Genomic DNA, 21,190 nt, shown 5'->3' with positions numbered 1-21,190 from the left:
GTTTAAGTCCGGCGGGCGGCAGGGGTCTTTAAACGGCCTTTAAACACCCGTTGAAGGAAATCAGGGCAGCGGGGAAACCGCGTCAAAGTGCGTTGCTGACCAGGTCAGCACCTGACCATCTGAAACGGCCTCCGGCGCCTCAGTGGCCGCGCGGCGCAGATAGGTCTTTGTCAGCCAGTCCTGACCGCCGCCCTCTGTCACTCCGTTGATGTTGGTCCGGACGAACAGGTCCTGCGGGGCTGCCTGCCAGATCCCCGTGGCAAAGAAGGCGCCGAATTCACCGAAATAGGCCGCCCCGTGAACATTGGCGATGGTCAAATCTGTGTTCGCACCGCTGTAGTCTGACAGGTGGTATGTGCTTCCATCGCTCACCCGAAGGGACGGGAACCCCGCAGCGCCCCACACGTTGGAATGCTTCACGGCTGGCAGCATCGCGGTATAAAACCAGCCCAGGTCCATGCTGCTGGTGCTAATCGTGAGCTGGGCCTGCAGATCCATCTTGCCCGCTCCAAAGGTCCGGACCAGGTCCATTTGCCCGGCGGTTGCATCCTCGCTGTGAACCCATGTGAACGCTTCGGAAAGCACCAGGGAAGCCCCCCACACGGGCGCCGACATAGAAAGCGCTGAAAGATCCACCGCGGCGCCATCTAGCAGGGCGGATGAAGCCACAAGCGCCTCGTTGCCATGGGTCTGGCCGCCGAACTCTGTTTCAGCGGTGATCGTGCCGGTGACCGCATATTCCCGCTCGCTGGAATAATCCAGGTAGCGCTCCGAGAACTGCCAGCTCGAATAGGTCCAGGCGTTGTAGTCCAGCGTCCCGTCACTGCCAATTCCGCTTGTATGTGAAGGCTCAGCCGCGCCCGTCACACCGTCTGACCGCACCCGGTAGTAATAGCCGTTCGACCCGGCGAATTCCTGCCCGGCCTTCACCGTTACGCCAGAAGACCAAAGCGGGGCCTCCAGCCGGGTCAGGCTGTTCGGGGCGGCTGTGATCGCCACGCCCTCGATGTAGATGCGATCACTGGTGTTGTTGGTGTCGCCCGACACTTCTACCCGGACCGTGTAATCCCCCTGAGGCAGGCCCGAGGCCGCCTTGACGTACCTGCGCCGCTCAAGGTCGGTGGGAGTGATTGTATCAAAGCCCTTGTAGCCGTCCTGATCCGAAAGCTCATTCACAAGCGCTGACGAACCATCAATGGTGACTTTGGCAATGCCGGTATTGGTGCGCCCGGTGTAAATCACATAAAGGTCGCCCGCGCCGGTCACGGTCCATTCGACATAATTCCCGGCAACGGTGTCATGCTGGGATCTGCCGCCGCAATACATGTTGGAATAGCCCGACGCTGCACTGGTGAGCTGCGAACCAAACCCCGACCTGGCCGCCTCGCCAACCGGGTAAACATTGGCGGCCAGCATGTAGCGCAGCCCCCTGCAGGAGCTGCGGTTCACCCCATCTGCATCAAAGCGCCGTTCGCTCAGCCAGTGGCCACCGAGGTCGCTGAAGACCCGGAAACCCCGCTTGTCAGCGGCAACGCCAACATGCGCGCCCTTGAAGAAGCTTTTTCCGGGAAAGAGTGAAATACCCATCAAGCCGTCCTGCACGCTGGAATACAGAGCCGCAGGGGGAAACGGGTGAACATCCGCCGTGAAAGGGCTGGGCAGGCCCGCAAAGGTGCTGGCAAACGGATTACGCATGGTCCACCAGCACAATTGAGCCGGAGGCGCGGCGGCCCTTTGCCCAAACGCGGGCGCCAGGAGCTACGCTGATCCGGTCCAGTTCCAGTTTCTCACGCCCGGCGCCGCCGGAGTAGATCCACCCCCTTTTCTCCGCTGCGGGTTCGGCTTCACTGTCCCGGCGGATTTCGACTTCGCCAAACAACACCTGAAAGCTGATTTCAGTTACGTCGTTTCTGGTCAGTTGCACCCAGTCGTCCTTGGGCACTTCGATAGGCTCTTGTTCTCTTGGCATGGTTGTTCCCCATTTCATCTGAAACTAGAAAGCGAGAACGGTAGATACCGCCTCAATTTGCTGCCCACACATCAGGCCTGCAGCTGCGCCGCCAGGGCGCCATCAAACGCGGCTTGCACATCGAACCCCTATTCGGGGTGACTTGCGGGCCAGCCGTTGCAATGGCCGATCTCGTGCCTCACAACGTCTTCGGGCTGTACTCCCTGAAATTCCCGGTCAATGGTTACGACCACGCAGGAACCCGGGACTTGCCAGGCACAACCCTTTTGGTTTGGCGTTACGTGATAGTCTGCCCCGTTGCCTTCAAAAAGCTGTTTGCAGAGCTTCACCACGTGTCTTTGCGGCATTTGAAAGAGCGTCAAATGGCCCTTGTACGGGTGATCATATTGGGTAGGAGGGTTCCAAACAGTCCTTTCGCGTTCTTGCACCGCAACTGCGGAATTTGGCAGAGAGAGACAGATAATCGCACCCATTGCGCAAAAAGTACCTGTCTTCATGGAATTTCCCATAAGTTATTAATTCCGCCCGAATTCCTGCTACAAAAACAAACAAGAAGGCCAATTTTTACTACCTCTTTCGAGGTATGGCCCGCCTGGCTGCAGCGCAATATCAAAGCTTCATTTTTTATGGCTGCCTTACGAAAAGGGGCGGGTGTCCGCCCCGCCGTGTCCAGTCTTCAGTCCGCCAGTTTCAGAACTGCGGTCAGGTGGGTCAGGAAGCCCTCCCCGCTGTTCTTTGCCATGCGCTTGAACTGGTCCAGTTTGAGGCCGTCCATTTCGTTGGGAAGCGTATCAATTTTGCGAAGGACGGCCCGCACGGTGTTTACCTCCTCGAACTTGGACTGCGGCAAGGCATCAGCGGTGGCCGGCTGATCTTCCTCACCGGCGGGCATCTCCAGAATCGCTTCATCGGGGCCGGGTACTTCTTCATGGTCCATGGCTCATTTCTCCTTTGGTTAAGGCCAGTATTTGTCGTCGGTGAAATCGTCCGGGACCCGATCCTGATCCTTGATCCGGCGGGCCGCGAATATATGGGCTTGGGTGTGGCTGCGCGCAGCTTGGCTGAAGGCAAAACAGGTCTGTGCATCCATCGGCACAAAGGCGTTGTCTTGGCTCAGCCAGCCGAAATCCGTGTCAGCATCTGCCCATCGCAGGTTTCCCGCTATGGTGCCCATCGCCATGGCGATCCCAGCGCTGGCACCGGCGCCAGTGATGTTGCGCACGCTGTCTGGATCGAAATCAAAGCGATGCCCCAGGAATTCAAAACCAGCGGCAATCCGGCGGTCGCGCTCCGCATTCACAGAAGCCGACAGCCGAGCTTTGACGCGCTCTTGGTTCTGGCCAAACTCAGGCACAGATCACCTCAATTTCTCCAATGAAATCCTGATAGGGAAAGGCGCCGCGCAGGATCACTAAATAGCGCCCCGGGTCGGTGAAGATCAGGCTATCCTTCAGTGGCAACACCTCCTCTAGCGTCTCGCCGTCCTCATTCTGCAGAAACAGCCTAGCCCCCGCCGGGCACCACGAGAGGTCAACTGCCAAAGGAGCGGCGCCTGTTTGCCCGGCCATCGGGCAGATTGGGCGCGTCTCAAGTGTCTGCGCCGCCGGGTTCACCCTTTCAACCTCAGGGTTCACCACTTGCGGAGACCATAGGAACATGACTTTGCCAGGCAGGGGGAAGCTGGCGACCCGGTTCGGGCGCAACAGCGCGCACAGCAGGATTTCTCCGGATTGCTCATCATACGCTACCGCGTTGCAGTTAACGCCGCGGCCAGGATCGCCTTCGAATGCCCCCCCTGTCATTTGTAGAACTCCAAGATATCCACTGTGTGTTCCCGCATATTGAAGCCGAATTGGAAATTCCCGCTGGCATCCCCGCGGAAAATGAACACCTCAAACTTGACCGCATCACCCGCGCTGTAATCCGCCCCTAGCTCCAAAAGAACATCGGGCCGGTGATACATCAGCGGCACGCTCATCTGCGGCGTGCGATAGAATGAGTAGTTGTTGCCTGGCACCAGCCACCCCAGCGCCTCAGACCCATCGACCAGGACTTTGATACCTGCCACCAGGTTGTAGGCGCGGTTGCCGCCAGTATTCCAATCCCAGAAGGTCATACCCATGCGAACCGTCGGCTGAATGAGAAGCTTTTCAGGCGGGTTCGACGATGGCACTGTATAGGTCAGCGATGCGCCGCTGACCTTGTGCATGTTTGCAGTGCCGTTTGCTGCAAACTCCTGGTTCATATTGTGGGTTGCCGTAGATCTGACACCAGCATTGTGGGACACCGATGTGGTATCGGTTTTAGACAGGCGCACAAGCTCGGTTACCGCACCTGTGGCAAGCTTCAATCGCTCTACCGCTAAATTCTTAATCGCACCGTTTTGAGCCGTGATGCTGTCAGCAGCCATCTTTTCAGCCGTGACGCTCTTAGCCGCCATCAAGTCCGAGACAACGCTGCCAGGCGTGATCAGCGTTGCGCCTGTCCGCTGCTTGATCATCGAAAAATTGGTCGCGTACAGGCTGCGCTCAGTATTGGTGCCCAAGCGCCGGATGGAAATAGACCCGCTCACTGCATCGGCCGGAGCGGTCCAGAGCTTCTCCTCCCGCGACCACTGGGTGCCACTGTTGCAGGTGAAGGCCGCAAAGGTCCCACCCACATAATTTCCGTCACCGTCGGCGCAGGAAAGGATCATTGCGACCCGTGGCGCATCCACGTTTAAGGCGAGGTCATCCTTTCTGCAGACAATCTTCAATGACTGCTGGATGTCGTCGAAACTCATATCGCCGGAACCTGGCGGGCGTCTTCATGATCCTCGCGGGTGATCGGCCGGAAATCCATATTCGGGCAGCAGAACTGCTTTGAGGGACAGGCCTGGCAGATATTCTTGAGACTGCGGTATTTGGCGCCCCCCTTGCCAGCCGGTCCCCGGTTCGGGCCGGAGTAGTTCCGGCGAAACTGCTTCAGAGCGTGGCTTTCGGGGCAGATGTACCGGTTGCTCTCGGCGTCCCATTCAAAATCAGTGCGGGTCCAGGCGCCATCCCTGCGGCCAGCCTTGCCGATAACAGGGAAATGCAGGGCCTTTACGCCGCAGTCCATTGACTGGCCGGATCGGAATGCGATGTGAACTTGGGCTGAACAGGTGCTGCTGCACCAAAGGCCGCCTCGTCCAGCACCTCAAGGTATTCCTTCACAGCACGAGGCGCATCGTCCGGATCAATGGTGCTGTGATCCCAATCTTCCTTGGGTGCGGAGTTTTGCTTGCTGGCATCGGCCTCGATCAGGCTGGCATCAACAGCCAAACGCTGACCGCTCACCAGGCCTTCCAGGATGCACCGCGCCACAGTCGCTTCGAAAAGGTGACGCAGGAGTTCGCTCTCACGGAAACGGCCATGTATTACCCGGCAGGCGGTTGCGAAGCAATCTGCCGAGAGGGCGGTTCTTGGAATAGGTCGAGTGATCCGGGATGCGGTCAGTCAAATCAAGGCGGCAAAACCTACGATAGGCCAGGTTCAAATGCACCTCTTTGCAGAGCCGCCGCTCGGATCGAATGCCAAAGCAATAGCCAGCCAGTAGCATCCGGATCAGCAACTCAGGATCGGCCGAAGGGCGCCCCGTGTGACTGTAAAACTCCACCAAGTGGGAGCGAATGCTACTCAGATCGACAAACTGATCAATCGACCGCAGCAGATGGTCCAGAGGCACGTGATCTTCCAGCGAGAACGCGTAGAACAGCGACGCTTGCGCTTCCTGCCTCGGACCTATCATCGCTCAATCCCCCATTTAAAACGGAAATTGAACCAGCGGATTCAGTCTCGAACGGGGGCGAGTTTTTCAACGAAATACGCCAAAAGCCGTCTTTTGAACCAGACCGAAACAACAGGCAGCTGCAGTTGTTTTGGGACATTCCTCACCTTCGCGGGAAACCATTGCCTCAATGAAACCGTGGCCGACAACGCAACATATACCAGCGCGATTCACGCTGGCGCAGCTGGTGAGCCGTTTGCTCCCAGTGGTGGCTGAATTCCGCAGGGCGACGTGCAGGACGCTGAAACAAACCAGTCATACAAAGACAAAGTCATCAGCACCAAGGACATTCAAATTGGTATCGCGCAAGGTGGCCATAACTGCACCTGGTGTTGTGATCACGGCGTCAGCGCCGGCTTGCGTAAAACCAAGATCCCCGATGCCGCTTACACCGGTGATATTTTCGAAGCGGAGGACGTCGGTCCCGTCCTCGAAATCGGCAATGGTATCCGCCCCGTCAGTGTCGTCAGAGAAAATGAACTCGTCTGCGCCTGCCTGGCCAAACAGCGTATCATCGCCGGAATTTCCGGACAGTTCATCGTCTCCGGTTCCGCCGATCAGCTCGTCATCGCCGGCCAGTCCAAAGAGCTGATCATCACCAGAGAGCCCATTCAGATTGTCATTGTCAGCGCTGCCGTTGACCACATCATCACTGCCGGCAAGCAAGGGGTCAGCGCCTGGCAAGTCGATCGTGTAGCTGTCAATCAATGTGCCGCCGTCAGCATTCGACCAAAATTCAAAGGTGATCGTCGCATCACTGGCCTGGACCAGCATGGTGCCGTGATCATCATTGTAACGCACTGCACTGCCCGCAATTGGCGTTTCGAAGTCACGCAAGGTGCGCCCGCCAGCCCCGGTAACGAAATACGGCAAAATGTCCCCGTCTCCATTATCGTCACGCAGGACCCGTTCGTAGTCATGGTCGTGACCGGTAAGCACGGCGGTGGCGCCCCAGTCCTCGAACGGCCATTGCATGGTCGAATTCGATCCGTGGTTCCCGGACGAATAGGAGGCGTGATGGAAGTAGACGATCTTGTACAGCGCATCGGAATTTGTCATCGCCGCTTCAAGCCACTGTGCCTGCGTTGAGCTGCTGGACCGGCCATCGGGCTCCTGGCCATTGCTGTTGATGGCAAAGAAATGAACCGGACCCATTTGGAAGTCGTAGTAGCGCTCGTTGTCCGGCAGAGTGAAGTAGTCCAGGTACACGTTCAAACCGGTATCTGAGTAATCGTGGTTGCCAAGTGACGGGAAGAAGAGGTTGATGTCACTGCCCGGCCCGTAGCTCCCCGTATAATTGCCGATGTAATCACTGAACGAGGGGCCGATCTGATCATCAATCAGCGGATCATAGCCATTGTCGCCGGTGGTCACGATGAAATCGACATTCATGCTATCGATTATGCCGGCCATGGCCAGCATGCCCGGGCTGGCCTCGTAGTCGCCAAATGCTGCAAAGCGCACTTCATCGACATCCGCGACCGATACGGTCACGCTGCGGGTGAGGCTGTGCCCGCCGGTGTCGATAGCGGTGATATCCAGGTCGATCCCGCTGCCCTGTTCGTAGTCGAGACGGGCGCCGTCTTTGAGTTTCAGCTGGCCGCCAACAACCTCGAAACGCGGGTCGCTCAGCAAGAAACTGTGCGTATCGCCGGCATCCGGATCTGTCACACTGAGCGTCCCTGCGACCAGACCCGGCGCATTTTCGACCAGATCCTGGCCCGGGAGGAAGGTGATATCTGTTGGCGCACTGCCGCTGCCGCTGCTGCCCACGGTGAAGACGACAGTTTCCGAAAACACCTGAGTGCCGCCTAGACCATTCCCGGAATAGCCGGAAACCATCAGCGTATGCGGGCCAAGATCAATTGAACCGGCCGCGAGATCTCCGCCGCTGTCGCCGAACAGGGCATAGGGCGCCACGTTTTCTGTGGCTGTAAGTGACCCTGAATCCAGATCAAATCCGATAAACTCGACGGCGCCGGGATCTGCTGGAACCGCCACGATGTTCACGGCCTGGCCAACCACCAGGGAGGGGTCGACAAATCCGCCGTTCATGATTGTTGCCAGCACCGTATCGGTATCCGCATCGTAGAGACCAAGCGTAACGGCAGAGGGGGGCAGCGCATCATCCAGGATCGTCACTGTTACATTAGCCGTGCTGACATTGCCCAAAGTGTCGCTGGCAGTGATTTCGACCATCTCAGTCTGAACGCCGCCTGAACTCTCGTCATAGTCCGCGGGGGTGTCGCGCACGAGTAAGCCGCTCTGAATTGAATATGCCCCGGATGTGACGCTGAGGCTGCCCACACCGCTAGGGTCGCTCGCAGTCACTGCAATGCCGGTAGCAGTTTCCCCCTCCGTCAGGCTGCCGTTCGCAGCCACGATGCTAGGGCCGTTTGTGTCTGGCGGCGGTCCGCCGCCGTCATTAAGTCCGTATTCGAGATAGTCAATCCGAAGCGGTTCGCCGCCGTCCTTGGTGCCCACCAGTTCGATCAGGTCACCCGGTGCCAGCGGCACAGCAGCGACGGTGCGTGTCACAAAGGAGGACGCGTTCGCAAGGCTGCCGCCCGGGTCAGCATTCCAGACGAATGTGTCAATGGCGCCTCCGTTCAGCAGGATCGAAAGTTGCGAGGCCCCATCATCTTCGTCAAAGTAGCCAAGTGTCAGATCATAGCTGCCTGCGGCCGCGCCAAATGTGTATGACGCGCGCTGCTCGCCGCTGCTTCCTGCCTGCAAGTAGGCGTTTCCCGATGCGCTCGAATTGCTCTTAACATTGAACCCGCTCAGGATATTGAGAGATTCCGCCTCAACGCGGACCGGTTCCGCAGGCGGCGGTGCATCATTGATGCTGACCGTGAATGAGGTAATTGAACCGGCAGCGGGCGCGGCATTTCCCAGCGTGTCGAGCACTTCGGCACCAGCCAGTGCAACCGTGTAGCTGCCGTTATCCTCAGCGCCCCAACTGCCGCCAGGTGCCGTCAGCGTATAGTCCACTGTCCGTGGCGTGCCGTCTCCCGGCTGACCAACGCTTATGCTGGTTACAGCCAGTGGTCCAGACGGGGCTGTAACGACGATGTCGGCGGGATCAAGGCTCGACACGTCAACCCCGCTGGGGTCTGCATAGGTCACCGTGACAGTCGTGGTTGCCGCCCCTGCGTCGGCAAGCGTCAGATCCGGTGCTGCTGCCGACTGAACCACCGGACCGGTAACATCGGGCCCGGGTTCTCCAACCTGCTCAAGACTGAGATAGTCGACCCGAAGCGGTTCCCCGCCGTCCTTGGTACCAACCAGTTCGATTAAGTCGCCAGGTGCCAGTGCGATACCGGCAATGGTTCGGGTCACGAAGGAGGACGGGTTCGCAAGGCTGCCGCCTGGATCGGCATCCCAGACGAAAGCATCAATTGCCCCCCCGTTGAGCAGGACCGAAAGTTGCGACGCTCCATCGCTTTCATCGAAATACCCGAGCGTCAAGTCGTAGCTTCCGGCAGTCTCGCCAAACGTGTGCGAGGCACGCTGCTCACTGCTGCTTCCCGCCTGCAAATAAGCATTGCCCGACGCGACGGAATTGCTCTTAACATTGAAGCCGCTGACTAGTGTGAACGTCTCCGCTTCAATCTGAAATGTGTCGCCAATAGCCATATCGCCACTCCCCCGAGCCACGAACCTACTTGCCAATGCAAGGTGCCATCCGATCTCGACGTGAGAGAAGGTTTCGGCCAGGAGAAAGTTGAATGGCGGAACCGTTTCCGGAATGGAACTGCGCAAATAGCACGATACGCTATCATACCACACCCAGGGGTTCGCCCCAAACAGCACACAGAATTGCCATTGGAACGCAAATTCTGAACGCAATAGCAGTGCCGCTAGCGGGCCTTTGAGCTGGGTTGGCTTCCAGCCGGGAACCCACGTGCAATATTTGTTGCAGTTGCTGGCAGCATGGTAAAGCCAGTTGCCAGTGTGGCTAGCGTTTGTCCGGCCCGGTGCCGCGTGAAAATCTAAGAACGAGCCCCTGTTCAGCGATATGTTCGGCAAGCACAATGTTCAGGTATGTAATCCCCGCCAGTTCCGTGGATTCCTCGAGAACTGTCAGGAAGATGTAAAGCGTGTCCTTTCCGGCCCGCGCGGCATAAAAACCGCCGATCCCTTCAAGCACGATAGCCCCGAAGAAGAAGATAGCGAGCGCGGTAAGGAGTTGCTTTGCCAAGTTACGCGGCAACGCCAGCAGAAACGGAATAAACAGAACAACGAAGGTTCCCAGAACCACCAGCCCGGCAAAGATCCAGCCATGATGGAAAAAGTGCTCACGGAACACCGGCGGGGGAACCTTTTCATGCAACTGGGCAACTTCGTCATAGGCCATTGCGACCAAGGCCAGTGCGGCCAAAAGCCAATACAAGTTCAGGGCCGTTTTTTTGCTCCGCTGACCGATGATGAAGGTCAGCACCGCAAACTGAGACGCCATCAGCATGAGCAGGAAGCTTAGCACAGTCGGAATGCTGATCTCGTTGTTCAGAATGAAACGGTCCGCGATCTCGATGATCAGGCGGTTCCCGCTGCGGGATTTCACCTCCGTCATTATCATCGAAAGAACGGCTAGCGCAGGAATGCCAAAAAGAATGAACAGCCACAGAAGTTTCGAAGATAACGGAATTTCCATTTCACCTGGCCTGTCCGGAGCCCGGTGCTGGTCACTGGTTTTCTGCCTCCCAGCCCCCGTCACCGCCTTGCACTTTCCAGAATGGCAGCCGTACTAGCCTTGCACAGGAAGATTGCCCAGCAAATGGCACCGGTAAATTTCGCGCCGTCCTCAATAAGTATGCGGAAATCTCCAATGTTGGATTGAATTGAGGATTGCACCCTGTCAATCACAAGCGAAACTGCGAAAAGGAATGCCGCTGCGATTGCGAATCCGGCCGGGAACCGCTTGAACTGCTTCCTGAACAGAACACATCCGGTTGCCGCGATCAGAATATAGGCCAGAAACACCGCTTTCTCGTTCAACGGGAAGTTCTCGTGGATGAGAAACAGATCATCAAGCGTGAGCAGAACGGTCAAACCTCCGAAGTACCCCAGAAACAATGCATTAGACTTATCCTCGGCGAGCACATCCAGCATTGCAGAGGAAAAAAGAGCAATCACAGCCCCGGCTGCCCATGCCAGCACGCCAAGGCTGGAAAGATAGCCGGCGTAGAACGGTACCTGGCCGATCTGAGTCGGGTCGCGTGTAAAAAAGCCATACTCCCTGTCCAGAATATCTGCTGCAGGGATGATCAAAGCAATCATTGCAACGCAGAAAACCGCTAAGACAGCAGGCAGGGCGCGGTACATCCGCTGCAATTGGGCCATTCCGGCTCCGTCATTTTGGCGCACTTTTCCGGTTTTTTTCACAGCAGGTCACTAGAGAAAGCATTGTTTGCATGCATATCTTTACGTGTAGGTTAGCATGCTTTCTGCCCAGGTGAGAAAAAAACGCGGCAATCGGTTCAGCCTCTAGGGGCAGAGAGGCTCTGGCTCGTTATTGACACCGCGTCTTCTGGCTTAAGGAAGCTCGAGAAATTTGAACCGGGAAGCTTCAATTAAGGTGACCTTCCGCCCCCGCCGCGAATTGTACATGTTGCCTTTTCCGAGACAACACCAACTCTGTCCATCCAGTTTCATCGGACAGCTTTGTCACACGAAGCTGCCTTTCGATGGAAGCACCTGGTCAAGCGCTGCGGGCCCAAGAGACCGTGTATTTCCCATGCCCAGAGAAAGTCAGCAATGTTCCATGATCCGGCCTTCACCATAACTCTGGCTTCACACTTGCAGCGAATGGCTATTCTCGGGACGCTGCACTGCGGCGGCCTTAGGTGGGGCGAACGGCAGGAAAGGGCCGCTCGCGACGTGCTGCACATGCGAGGGGATGCCAGGGGAGGGATGATCGCAAAGGGCTCAAAGCGCCGCAGCCACTTTGCCAATGGCACATCTTTGGTTGAAAGGGTGACGGCCTGGAAACCGGGCACTGGTTACACGGTTCGGCTTTCTGACATGGCAGCGTTTCCTCTGCACGAGGCTCGTTCTGAAGTCCACATCACCCCAACAGGCGGAAAGTCCAAAGAAACTTGGATCTTCGACTATTGCGTCAAACACGGTCCGCTTGGACGGCTGATGGTTGTGCCGAGAAGTCTGAACTGACGCTAGAGGCAACTCACCACTAGACTGTTCTGCCGCGGAAACTGCGACGGTGTTGCGCTGGACCAAAACGCCACCGATCTTCTCTGCGTTCTTTTCGAAGCGGGCGAAAAAAGTAGCTTCCGAGTTTTTCCTCAAGCTGGTCGGTCAACGCTGAAACTACACAGAGCTCCCTAGGAGCCTCAAAAGAGGCAGCCCCTTCTGAAACCCGGTTCTTCCGTTAAATTTCGCTCTTAGAGGGTATCCAGCCCCTGGCTTGGAGCTGCACTTCGATTTCCAATGAGGAGATGTGCATTCTTCCCAATTTTTTGCCCTTCCTGCGGAGCTGACCTGATGAGCTGTTTGTGGCAAGCATCCTTTGCAAAGTTCGGGCCGCCAGCAACCCAGAGTGCCGCAATGCCGTACTTTGCCTGGAGAGCCTTAGGTCGGTAACTTGATCTTTTCACATCTTTTCAAACCGTTGGTTGAACAGCTCGATAAACACGACTGTCCAGGCTGGCTCCGGCATGAAAGCAGCAACTCCAGGTGCGCCGGTCTTTCTTATCTTTCAGTTAAAGAATCATGCAGTTTGTGGTATTGATGTTCTGCAACCTCTATGCGTTCGGGGTTGGTGCTATTCTTGTTTGGGCGCAAGTGCACACGTTGTTAATGATACGGCTTTCCCAATTTCGAGCGCCCGGAATCAGTTTCTTTCTTCGGATTGAGCGTTGCATCGCTTTGTAACCTGAGCGGCGGGTTTGCCGGTCTGGCGAATTCGGTGACGCTTCCGGCTGCGAACGCGATGACCGGCCGGCCTATGGCGCCGCACTTCAATGCGCCAGGCGCAGGGGCGTGACATCGCCCAAATTTTCAAAACTCGGTTATCAGGTGGTTGCAGTCGCCGCGGCATGGATAGCAGCGGTGGTTGTAAAGGGGGGAATACAGATGGCTGGCGTTAATGTCCTAGACGGTTTTGGTGCAGTTGTAGCGACGTTCAATACGATCCAGGGCGCGATTAACAGCGTGCTGACGCAGGACGGTTTCACGATCCGGGTGATTGCGGCGGACTATGCCCCCGGCGTGCCGGAGGCGGTCACGGTCAGTAAGGAGCTGACCATCGAGACGGATACCAATGCGGGGGTTGATCCGAACACGGGCGTGCGCGGGGCGGAGGTGGCAGTCGACCGGTTTCTGGTTCAGGCAGGCAACGTGACGATTGACGGGTTCACGGTGTCGGGCACGTCGAACGACGAGCGCATCGAGGTTATCAACGGTGCTACCGGAGGGCTGATCTCCAACAATGTCATCGTTCAGGGCGCTCCGATACGGGCCGTGTGGATCAAGGGAGGCGCGGAGGTCAGCGGCAACAATATTCAAGCGGTTCTAGGGGGGATCACTCTCGAAACTATTGATACCATATCCAATATTCAGAACAATGTAATCTCTCTGTCCGCAGCATCTGGTGGCGTGGCTATCATACTATATGATGATCTTCAGAACTCTGTGGTCAGCGGCAATGACATTACCTTTACTCAGCCTAATACAGAAGGTGCCGGGATTGAGCTGGCCTCTTCCATGCGGGCCGTCACGCTGCAAAATAACTCTGTGTCCGGCGGCGGCAACGGCATCCAGTTTTTTCCTGCTATCAGTGCGCTTGATCAAAGCAGTGTGATTATTGCTGAGGATATTTCCAATTTCACTGGCCAAGCCAATATGGCGATGGTGCTGGATGCCCAGGTGCTGGCCAACGGTGTGGTCATCGACGAGACGGCGCTGGCCGCCACAAGCCGCTTCGCCAGAACGGATAACGTAGATCATCCCATCAGCATCTTCGACAATGGCACAGCCTATTTCAGCGATCTACAATCCGCCATCGACACGTCTTTCGAATTCGCAAGTATCACGCTGTCGGACAATTACGGCGCCGCCGGGGCCATCAGTGTCGGCAAGGAAGGTCTAACGCTGGATGTGCCTGCAGGCGCTTCGGGCACCCTCACCCTTGATCCCGGTGTCCTCGGTATTACGCTGACAGGGGATGGCAGCATGGAGGTTACCGGCAATTCCGTGAACAATCGTATCACGGGCAACGACGGAGCCAACATTCTCACCGGCGGCGATGGCGACGACAGCCTTGCAGGAGGCCAAGGTGACGATACGTTGAACGGGGGCGCAGGCACTGACACTGCGATCTATGCGGGCATCGCATCTGGCTACACAGTCGCCGACAATGGCGGCGGCGGTTTCACGGTCACAGACAACAATGCCGCAGATGGCGATGATGGCACCGACACGCTGTCAGGCATCGAGTCTATCGTGTTTAACGGCGCACCCGTTGCGGCAGCCGACAGCGGCACCGTGGCCAAAAACAGCTCGGCGGCAGTGGATGTGCTGACCAATGACACCGATGCGGACGGCACGCTTGATCCGGCCAGCGTTGAGATCGAGGCGGCAGATGATGCCAGCGGCAAGGTGAAGACCGTGCCGGGCGAGGGCGTCTGGACGGTGGATGACACCACCGGGGCGATCACCTTCACGCCGGAAGCCGGTTACGGCGGCCCGGTGACGGACATTGCCTATACGGTAGCCGACGACCAGGGCGCGCGCTCTGCGGTTGCGGCGGTCTCCATGCTAATCACCCCCGATCCCTTCCGGGTTGAGGCCGAGGCGCTGACCATTGTCAGCGGCTTTACTGTCAAGAACAGCAGCCAGGCCTCCGGCGGCCAGTATCTGCAGGCGGGCGGCTCCGGTGAGCAGCGCGCGTCCTATACCTTCATGGATGCGGCGGGCAGCTATGACCTGACCATCGGCCATTACGATGAATCCGACGGCCAGTCGCAGATGAGCCTCTGGGTGAACGGCTTCCTGGCCGGCAGTTTTGTCTGGGACATGGACGCCGGTGATGCGGTCGCCAACCAGACCGCCTTTGCCGAGTTCACCTTCAGCGGCGTCACGCTGGCGGCGGGCGATGTGGTCGAGATCTCCGGCGTCAAGGACGGCGGCGAGCCGCTGCGCACCGATTACCTGGACTTTGCCTTCACCGGCAGCGGCGGCAGCGACACGCTGGCGCCCTTCGTGCAATCCTCGGCGGCGCCGGATGTGGGGGTGGCGGATGCGGGCCTGGCCAGCACCGGTGTCACCGTGACCTTCGCGGATAACGCGGCCATCGATGCCTCCAGCATCGGCACCGGCGATATCACGGTGACGGGCCCCGGCGGCCCGCTGACGGTGAGCGCGGTCAGCCTCGATGCCCCCGGCGACGGCACCCCGCGCACCGCAACCTACACCGTGGATGCCCCCGGCGGGGCCTGGGATGCGGCGGATGAGGGCAGCTATACCGTAGCGCTGCTGGCGGATGAGGTGCTGGACACCAGCGGCAACGCCGCCGCGGCAGACGTGGCGCTGGACAGCTTCACCGTCGATCTGTCGGTGCCGCTGCCCGATCCCTTCCGGGTTGAGGCAGAGGCGCTGACCATCGTCAGCGGCTTTACCGTCAAGAACAGCAGCCAGGCCTCCGGCGGCCAGTATCTGCAGGCGGGCGGCTCCGGTGAGCAGCGCGCGTCCTATACCTTCATGGATGCGGCGGGCAGCTATGACCTGACCATCGGCCATTACGATGAATCCGACGGCCAGTCGCAGATGAGCCTCTGGGTGAACGGCTTCCTGGCCGGCAGTTTTGTCTGGGACATGGACGCCGGTGATGCGGTCGCCAACCAGACCGCCTTTGCCGAGTTCACCTTCAGCGGCGTCACGCTGGCGGCGGGCGATGTGGTCGAGATCTCCGGCGTCAAGGACGGCGGCGAGCCGCTGCGCACCGATTACCTGGATTTTGCCTTCACCGGCAGCGGCGGCAGCGACACGCTGGCCCCCTTCGTGCAATCCTCGGCGGCGCCGGATGTGGGGGTGGCGGATGCGGGCCTGGCCAGCACCGGTGTCACCGTGACCTTCGCGGATAACGCGGCCATCGATGCCTCCAGCATCGGCACCGGCGATATCACGGTGACGGGCCCCGGCGGCCCGCTGACGGTGAGCGCGGTCAGCCTCGATGCCCCCGGCGACGGCACCCCGCGCACCGCAACCTACACCGTGGATGCCCCCGGCGGGGCCTGGGATGCGGCGGATGAGGGCAGCTATACCGTAGCGCTGCTGGCGGATGAGGTGCTGGACACCAGCGGCAACGCCGCCGCGGCAGACGTGGCGCTGGACAGCTTCACCGTCGATCTGTCGGTGCCGCTGCCCGATCCCTTCCGGGTTGAGGCAGAGGCGCTGACCATCGTCAGCGGCTTTACCGTCAAGAACAGCAGCCAGGCCTCCGGCGGCCAGTATCTGCAGGCGGGCGGCTCCGGTGAGCAGCGCGCGTCCTATACCTTCATGGATGCGGCGGGCAGCTATGACCTGACCATCGGCCATTACGATGAATCCGACGGCCAGTCGCAGATGAGCCTCTGGGTGAACGGCTTCCTGGCCGGCAGTTTTGTCTGGGACATGGACGCCGGTGATGCGGTCGCCAACCAGACCGCCTTTGCCGAGTTCACCTTCAGCGGCGTCACGCTGGCGGCGGGCGATGTGGTCGAGATCTCCGGCGTCAAGGACGGCGGCGAGCCGCTGCGCACCGATTACCTGGACTTTGCCTTCACCGGCAGCGGCGGCAGCGACACGCTGGCGCCCTTCGTGCAATCCTCGGCGGCGCCGGATGTGGGGGTGGCGGATGCGGGCCTGGCCAGCACCGGTGTCACCGTGACCTTCGCGGATAACGCGGCCATCGATGCCTCCAGCATCGGCACCGGCGATATCACGGTGACGGGCCCCGGCGGCCCGCTGACGGTGAGCGCGGTCAGCCTCGATGCCCCCGGCGACGGCACCCCGCGCACCGCAACCTACACCGTGGATGCCCCCGGCGGGGCCTGGGATGCGGCGGATGAGGGCAGCTATACCGTAGCGCTGCTGGCGGATGAGGTGCTGGACACCAGCGGCAACGCCGCCGCGGCAGACGCGGCGCTGGACAGCTTCACCGTCGATCTGTCGGTGCCGCTGCCCGATCCCTTCCGGGTTGAGGCAGAGGCGCTGACCATCGTCAGCGGCTTTACCGTCAAGAACAGCAGCCAGGCCTCCGGCGGCCAGTATCTGCAGGCGGGCGGCTCCGGTGAGCAGCGCGCGTCCTATACCTTCATGGATGCGGCGGGCAGCTATGACCTGACCATCGGCCATTACGATGAATCCGACGGCCAGTCGCAGATGAGCCTCTGGGTGAACGGCTTCCTGGCCGGCAGTTTTGTCTGGGACATGGACGCCGGTGATGCGGTCGCCAACCAGACCGCCTTTGCCGAGTTCACCTTCAGCGGCGTCACGCTGGCGGCGGGCGATGTGGTCGAGATCTCCGGCGTCAAGGACGGCGGCGAGCCGCTGCGCACCGATTACCTGGACTTTGCCTTCACCGGCAGCGGCGGCAGCGACACGCTGGCGCCCTTCGTGCAATCCTCGGCGGCGCCGGATGTGGGGGTGGCGGATGCGGGCCTGGCCAGCACCGGTGTCACCGTGACCTTCGCGGATAACGCGGCCATCGATGCCTCCAGCATCGGCACCGGCGATATCACAGTGACGGGCCCCGGCGGCCCGCTGACGGTGAGCGCGGTCAGCCTCGATGCCCCCGGCGACGGCACCCCGCGCACCGCAACCTACACCGTGGATGCCCCCGGCGGGGCCTGGGATGCGGCGGATGAGGGCAGCTATACCGTAGCGCTGCTGGCGGATGAGGTGCTGGACACCAGCGGCAACGCCGCCGCGGCAGACGCGGCGCTGGACAGCTTCACCGTCGATCTGTCAGTGCCGCCGGATATCACACCGCCAGAGGTTCAATCATCCTCGGCGCCTAACTTGGGCGCAGCACAAGATGGCAGCACAGAAACACAGATCACGGTTGTCTACTCAGATGATGAGGCATTAGACGTTTCAAGCATTGATACTGGCAACATCACGGTGACCGGCCCGGGCGGCCCGCTGACGGTGAGCGAAGTCAGCCTTGATACAGGCAGCGACGGCACGCCGCGCACCGCGACCTACACGGTGGACGCCCCCGGCAGCACCTGGGACTTCACTGACAACGGAAGCTACACCGTAGCCCTGCTGGCGGGTGAAGTCCTGGACACAAGCGGAAACGCCGCAGCGGCAAATACCTCCCTCACCAGTTTCACCGCGGCACTGCCGGATGACGGGCAGCCCCCAGTGACCAGCGACGGCCATTTCAACGGCGTGGGGGCGGGGTCCGGATTCCGCTACAAGATCCAGATTGAGGACCTCGGCGGTGCCGGGGTGGCGCAGATCCGCGGCGGGTCAAACGATGCCTTCGTGTTTGTTGAGAGCGGCGCGCCGAACGACAACAATACTCTGGAGCAAGGCGACGGGTACTTTGTGTTTACAAATGATATTCCGGGCGCCGTCAGCGATGTCGAGGACACGGGCCTGACCAATGACACTAGCATCGTCAACAACCCCTTTGCCCGAAACGGGGACAATCAGCTGGTCTACCGCATCATGGTCCCGGAGGAACAGGCCGGTGAAGCCTTCAACTGGCGGTTCCGGGTCACCCGCGATGAACTGAACTTTTCCGGGCCGAACGCTATTAGAAACGACCAGCAGAATGATCTGCGTTTCAATGTTGTTTCAGTTGCCGACCCTTCAGTCACGCTAGGGGATCTGCGGCCGAATGGTGCCGGGGAAGATGGCGACTTCAACCAGGGCTTTGCCAGGGTTGTGAATGCCAACAACTCTGGTGCCTTCGGCAACAACATGAGCGCGATTGCAGAAAGCAGCGGCGACAATCAGATCGTTTTCCCGGAAGCGGGTCTTTATGACGTGATTATTGCCGGCCGCAGCGTTGGGCTGCACATCGACTACTTCGAAATCTACCGCGATGGCAGCAACCCGAGCGCGAGCGGGGCGAGTTCTGCGTTTACCGCTCTCAACAGCACGTCTCCCACCGTCGCGAACCCTATTCTGGATGCCCGGCTCGAACCGGGTGACTCACTCGATATCACCGGCAACTTCGGCGATGTGGACGGGGACAGCCTCACCTATACCGCAGATACGCTGCCGTCTGGCGTTTCCTTTGCCAATGGTGAATTCGACGTCTCCCCAGGCGCACCGCCATCGGGTGGAACGTCCATTACCGTGACCGCCACAGACGACGATATGAACTCTGCATCGGACACATTTGTCTTTACCGTCACGGAGCCGGGCGGGGCTGACGATCCGCCGGATCTGTTCCGCGTTGAAGCAGAAGACCTTGTGCTGACGACGGAGGACCTGACTGTTGAAAGCAACCCGCTTGCCTCTGGCGGAGAGCTGATCAAGGCGACAGACGATTTGCTTCAGATCGCGACATATCTGTTCGACGAGATCTCCGGGTTCTACGAATTCCACTTCGGCATCTTCGACGAAAACGACGGGCAGTCGGAACTCTCCGTGCTGGTGAACGGCGGTTTGGCCGGGTCGGTAAACTTCGATGCGGATGCTGGTGGCAGCACGGCCTCGCCCGACAGCTTCAGGGTGGCGTCTGTGGACAACATCGCCTTGAACACTGGCGACCTGGTGTCGTTCGAAATCAACAGGGATGGCAACGAGCCGGCGCGCTTCGACTATTTCGAAGTCGATTTCGATGGCTTCCTGTAGGGGATGCCGGGCGCGCGCGGAGTGCTGCCGATAACTTCGGTGCTGATGCTTTCGCTACAGTGGGGGAGCAGTTTCGTGCGTGCCGGAGTGGGCGCAATGTTCCTTATGGTGTGAAGGCACTGCAAAATGGGAGGGGCTGAACAGGGGAAGACCACCTTCGATCCAGCCTAAATTGCCCTTAGTTCTGTTTGAGCCGCGGTTCTTCCATATGGTGCTGTTTTTTATGAGCTAATCCTGCTCTGGATAGTGTTCGCAGATTTTTGGGGCTAGTTCCACGTTCGTGAACGTGATTTCAGGAACCGGCCCGCGGCCGCTCCCGCGTTAAAACTCCATTTTACGGGTCTTTCAGGGGTGTTCGGGAGTTTGCAACGGGAAGTGTCCCGGATTTGTCTTCAGGCGCCATAACGGCCGTTTTGCTGAGTATTGAAGGACAACCGCTCCGGGCCTCGTTCCTGGTTGAAACCTGCCTAAAATCTTTCTTTTGGGGCACTATCCAAGTTCTTCCGGGTTTATCCGGCCTCTTCCGGTTACTGCAATATGAAGTGTCTCCTAGCAGAGAAACGGCTGTTGCACCGACGCCCGGGGCGGCTGCCAACTCGCTCAGCGGATCACGTTGTGACGGGACCAGGCAGGTGGTCTCATAAACACGTTGCTAGAAAAACTGATCACTTTCCACACCGCCCACGACAATGGTGACCTCCGCGGAATTGCTGTTGCCGTAGACGTCTTCGAAGCTGTAGCTGAAACGGTCCTCGGCCGTTTCACCTTTGGCAAGGGATCTAATGTCTCCGGCGGCGGTCGGGTCATACAACAGTATCCCCAGCTCCGCGTCGTAGGTCAGCCCGGCTCCCAGTTCGCTGGTCCCGCCTTCCAGGCGGAATACAAAACCTTCGGCGTCAAGAAGAACATCGTTGGCCAGGAGGTCCAGAATGTCAATTTCCGTGATCCCGTCCTCACGGGCAAAGAACGCATCCGTTTCATTGCCTTCAAGGTCGTAGATCCGCCCGGCGACGTCATAGGTCTGGCCGCCGTCCCTTTGCTCGCTGCTCCAGGAGATCATAAAGCTTCCGCCGCCGATCACGGTGATGTTCATGTCCCATTGCTGATCGCCGGTCTCCTGATTGACCAGGAACGTCTCTGTCGCGGCGGTGCCGTCGGAATTGTAGATCCGGGCGAAAATGTCATGCTGGTAGTGTCCCGAAACATAATCTTCCGCCGGGTAGGTATGCCATGCCACGACAAATTGCCCGTTCGGCAGATACTGCAGGTCATTGTACATCTCGAAGTGGCGGGCATCCTGGTAGCCGGAAATTTCGAACTGTTCGACGGCAACGGACCCGTCCGGATTGTAGATCTTGCCGTGCAGATAGGAATCGCCGTCGTTGCCGGTGCCATCCCGGTGTTTCCAGGTCACCACGATGTTTCCGTCGTCATTCACCGAGAGGTTCGGCTGGATGTCCGATCCGGCCAGGTTTTCGGCGTTCACCCGGACCGGTTCAATGGTTTCTGCGCCGGCCGTGTTGTACCCGCCGAGCCAAACTTCGCCGTCTTCAACCCAGACTGCACAGAAAGAGCCATCTGGCATGACGCTGAAACGGC

At 59.1% G+C, this 21,190-nt stretch carries 12 protein-coding genes and 1 pseudogene; 2 read left to right on the top strand and 11 right to left on the bottom strand.

Translation table 11 applies throughout. The annotated features are described in order from the left end of the window. Positions 1 to 60: 60 nt before the first annotated feature. The 10 genes and pseudogenes from ACXAEK_RS17395 to ACXAEK_RS17350 form a co-directional block, all read right to left on the bottom strand. Positions 61 to 1,587 (bottom strand): hypothetical protein, encoded by a 1,527-nt coding sequence (locus ACXAEK_RS17395; protein WP_475043776.1) that lies wholly within the window; start codon positions 1,585 to 1,587, stop codon positions 61 to 63. 100 nt (positions 1,588 to 1,687) lie between these two features. Beyond that, positions 1,688 to 1,969, bottom strand: coding sequence for a hypothetical protein (locus tag ACXAEK_RS17390; protein ID WP_475043775.1), 282 nt, complete (start codon positions 1,967 to 1,969; stop codon positions 1,688 to 1,690). Positions 1,970 to 2,645: 676 nt separating this feature from the next. After that, complete coding sequence (locus ACXAEK_RS17385) at positions 2,646 to 2,906, bottom strand: hypothetical protein (protein ID WP_475043773.1); 261 nt, start codon at positions 2,904 to 2,906, stop codon at positions 2,646 to 2,648. A gap of 18 nt (positions 2,907 to 2,924) precedes the next feature. After that, positions 2,925 to 3,323 carry a DUF4376 domain-containing protein gene (locus tag ACXAEK_RS17380; RefSeq protein WP_475043771.1) on the bottom strand — a complete coding sequence of 133 codons (399 nt, stop codon included), beginning with the start codon at positions 3,321 to 3,323 and terminating at the stop codon, positions 2,925 to 2,927. After that, positions 3,316 to 3,771, bottom strand: a complete 456-nt coding sequence (locus tag ACXAEK_RS17375; protein WP_475043769.1) for a hypothetical protein — start codon at positions 3,769 to 3,771, stop codon at positions 3,316 to 3,318. Before ACXAEK_RS17375 ends, ACXAEK_RS17380 begins: the two co-directional genes overlap by 8 nt. Further along, a complete protein-coding gene (locus ACXAEK_RS17370; RefSeq protein WP_475043767.1) occupies positions 3,768 to 4,751 on the bottom strand; it encodes a hypothetical protein in 984 nt (327 codons plus the stop codon). Before ACXAEK_RS17370 ends, ACXAEK_RS17375 begins: the two co-directional genes overlap by 4 nt. A gap of 304 nt (positions 4,752 to 5,055) precedes the next feature. After that, positions 5,056 to 5,737, bottom strand: a pseudogene (locus ACXAEK_RS17365) (transposase); the annotation flags it as partial. Between the two features lie 294 nt (positions 5,738 to 6,031). Continuing rightward, entirely contained in the window at positions 6,032 to 9,415 is a 3,384-nt protein-coding gene (locus tag ACXAEK_RS17360; protein WP_475043765.1) for a metallophosphoesterase, read from the bottom strand. A 322-nt stretch (positions 9,416 to 9,737) separates the two neighbouring features. Next, positions 9,738 to 10,433, bottom strand: coding sequence for a hypothetical protein (locus ACXAEK_RS17355; RefSeq protein WP_475043764.1), 696 nt, complete (start codon positions 10,431 to 10,433; stop codon positions 9,738 to 9,740). Positions 10,434 to 10,492: 59 nt separating this feature from the next. Continuing rightward, a complete protein-coding gene (locus ACXAEK_RS17350; protein WP_475043762.1) occupies positions 10,493 to 11,122 on the bottom strand; it encodes a hypothetical protein in 630 nt (209 codons plus the stop codon). Between the two features lie 414 nt (positions 11,123 to 11,536). Here ACXAEK_RS17350 and ACXAEK_RS17345 point away from each other — a divergent pair, with 414 nt between their 5' ends. Further along, complete coding sequence (locus ACXAEK_RS17345) at positions 11,537 to 11,950, top strand: SRPBCC family protein (RefSeq protein WP_475043761.1); 414 nt, start codon at positions 11,537 to 11,539, stop codon at positions 11,948 to 11,950. Positions 11,951 to 12,871: 921 nt separating this feature from the next. Next, positions 12,872 to 19,591: an Ig-like domain-containing protein gene (locus ACXAEK_RS17340; RefSeq protein WP_475043759.1), complete on the top strand. Its 6,720-nt coding sequence runs from the start codon at positions 12,872 to 12,874 to the stop codon at positions 19,589 to 19,591. Positions 19,592 to 20,243: 652 nt separating this feature from the next. On the opposite strand, the gene ACXAEK_RS17335 is transcribed toward ACXAEK_RS17340, so the two are convergent. Continuing rightward, positions 20,244 to 21,176 carry a hypothetical protein gene (locus tag ACXAEK_RS17335; RefSeq protein ID WP_475043758.1) on the bottom strand — a complete coding sequence of 311 codons (933 nt, stop codon included), beginning with the start codon at positions 21,174 to 21,176 and terminating at the stop codon, positions 20,244 to 20,246. Positions 21,177 to 21,190 lie beyond the last annotated feature (14 nt).

It is taken from the genome of Leisingera sp. ABM4_101, from assembly GCF_056158725.1.
This window is presented reverse-complemented; position numbering and strand designations above follow the sequence as displayed.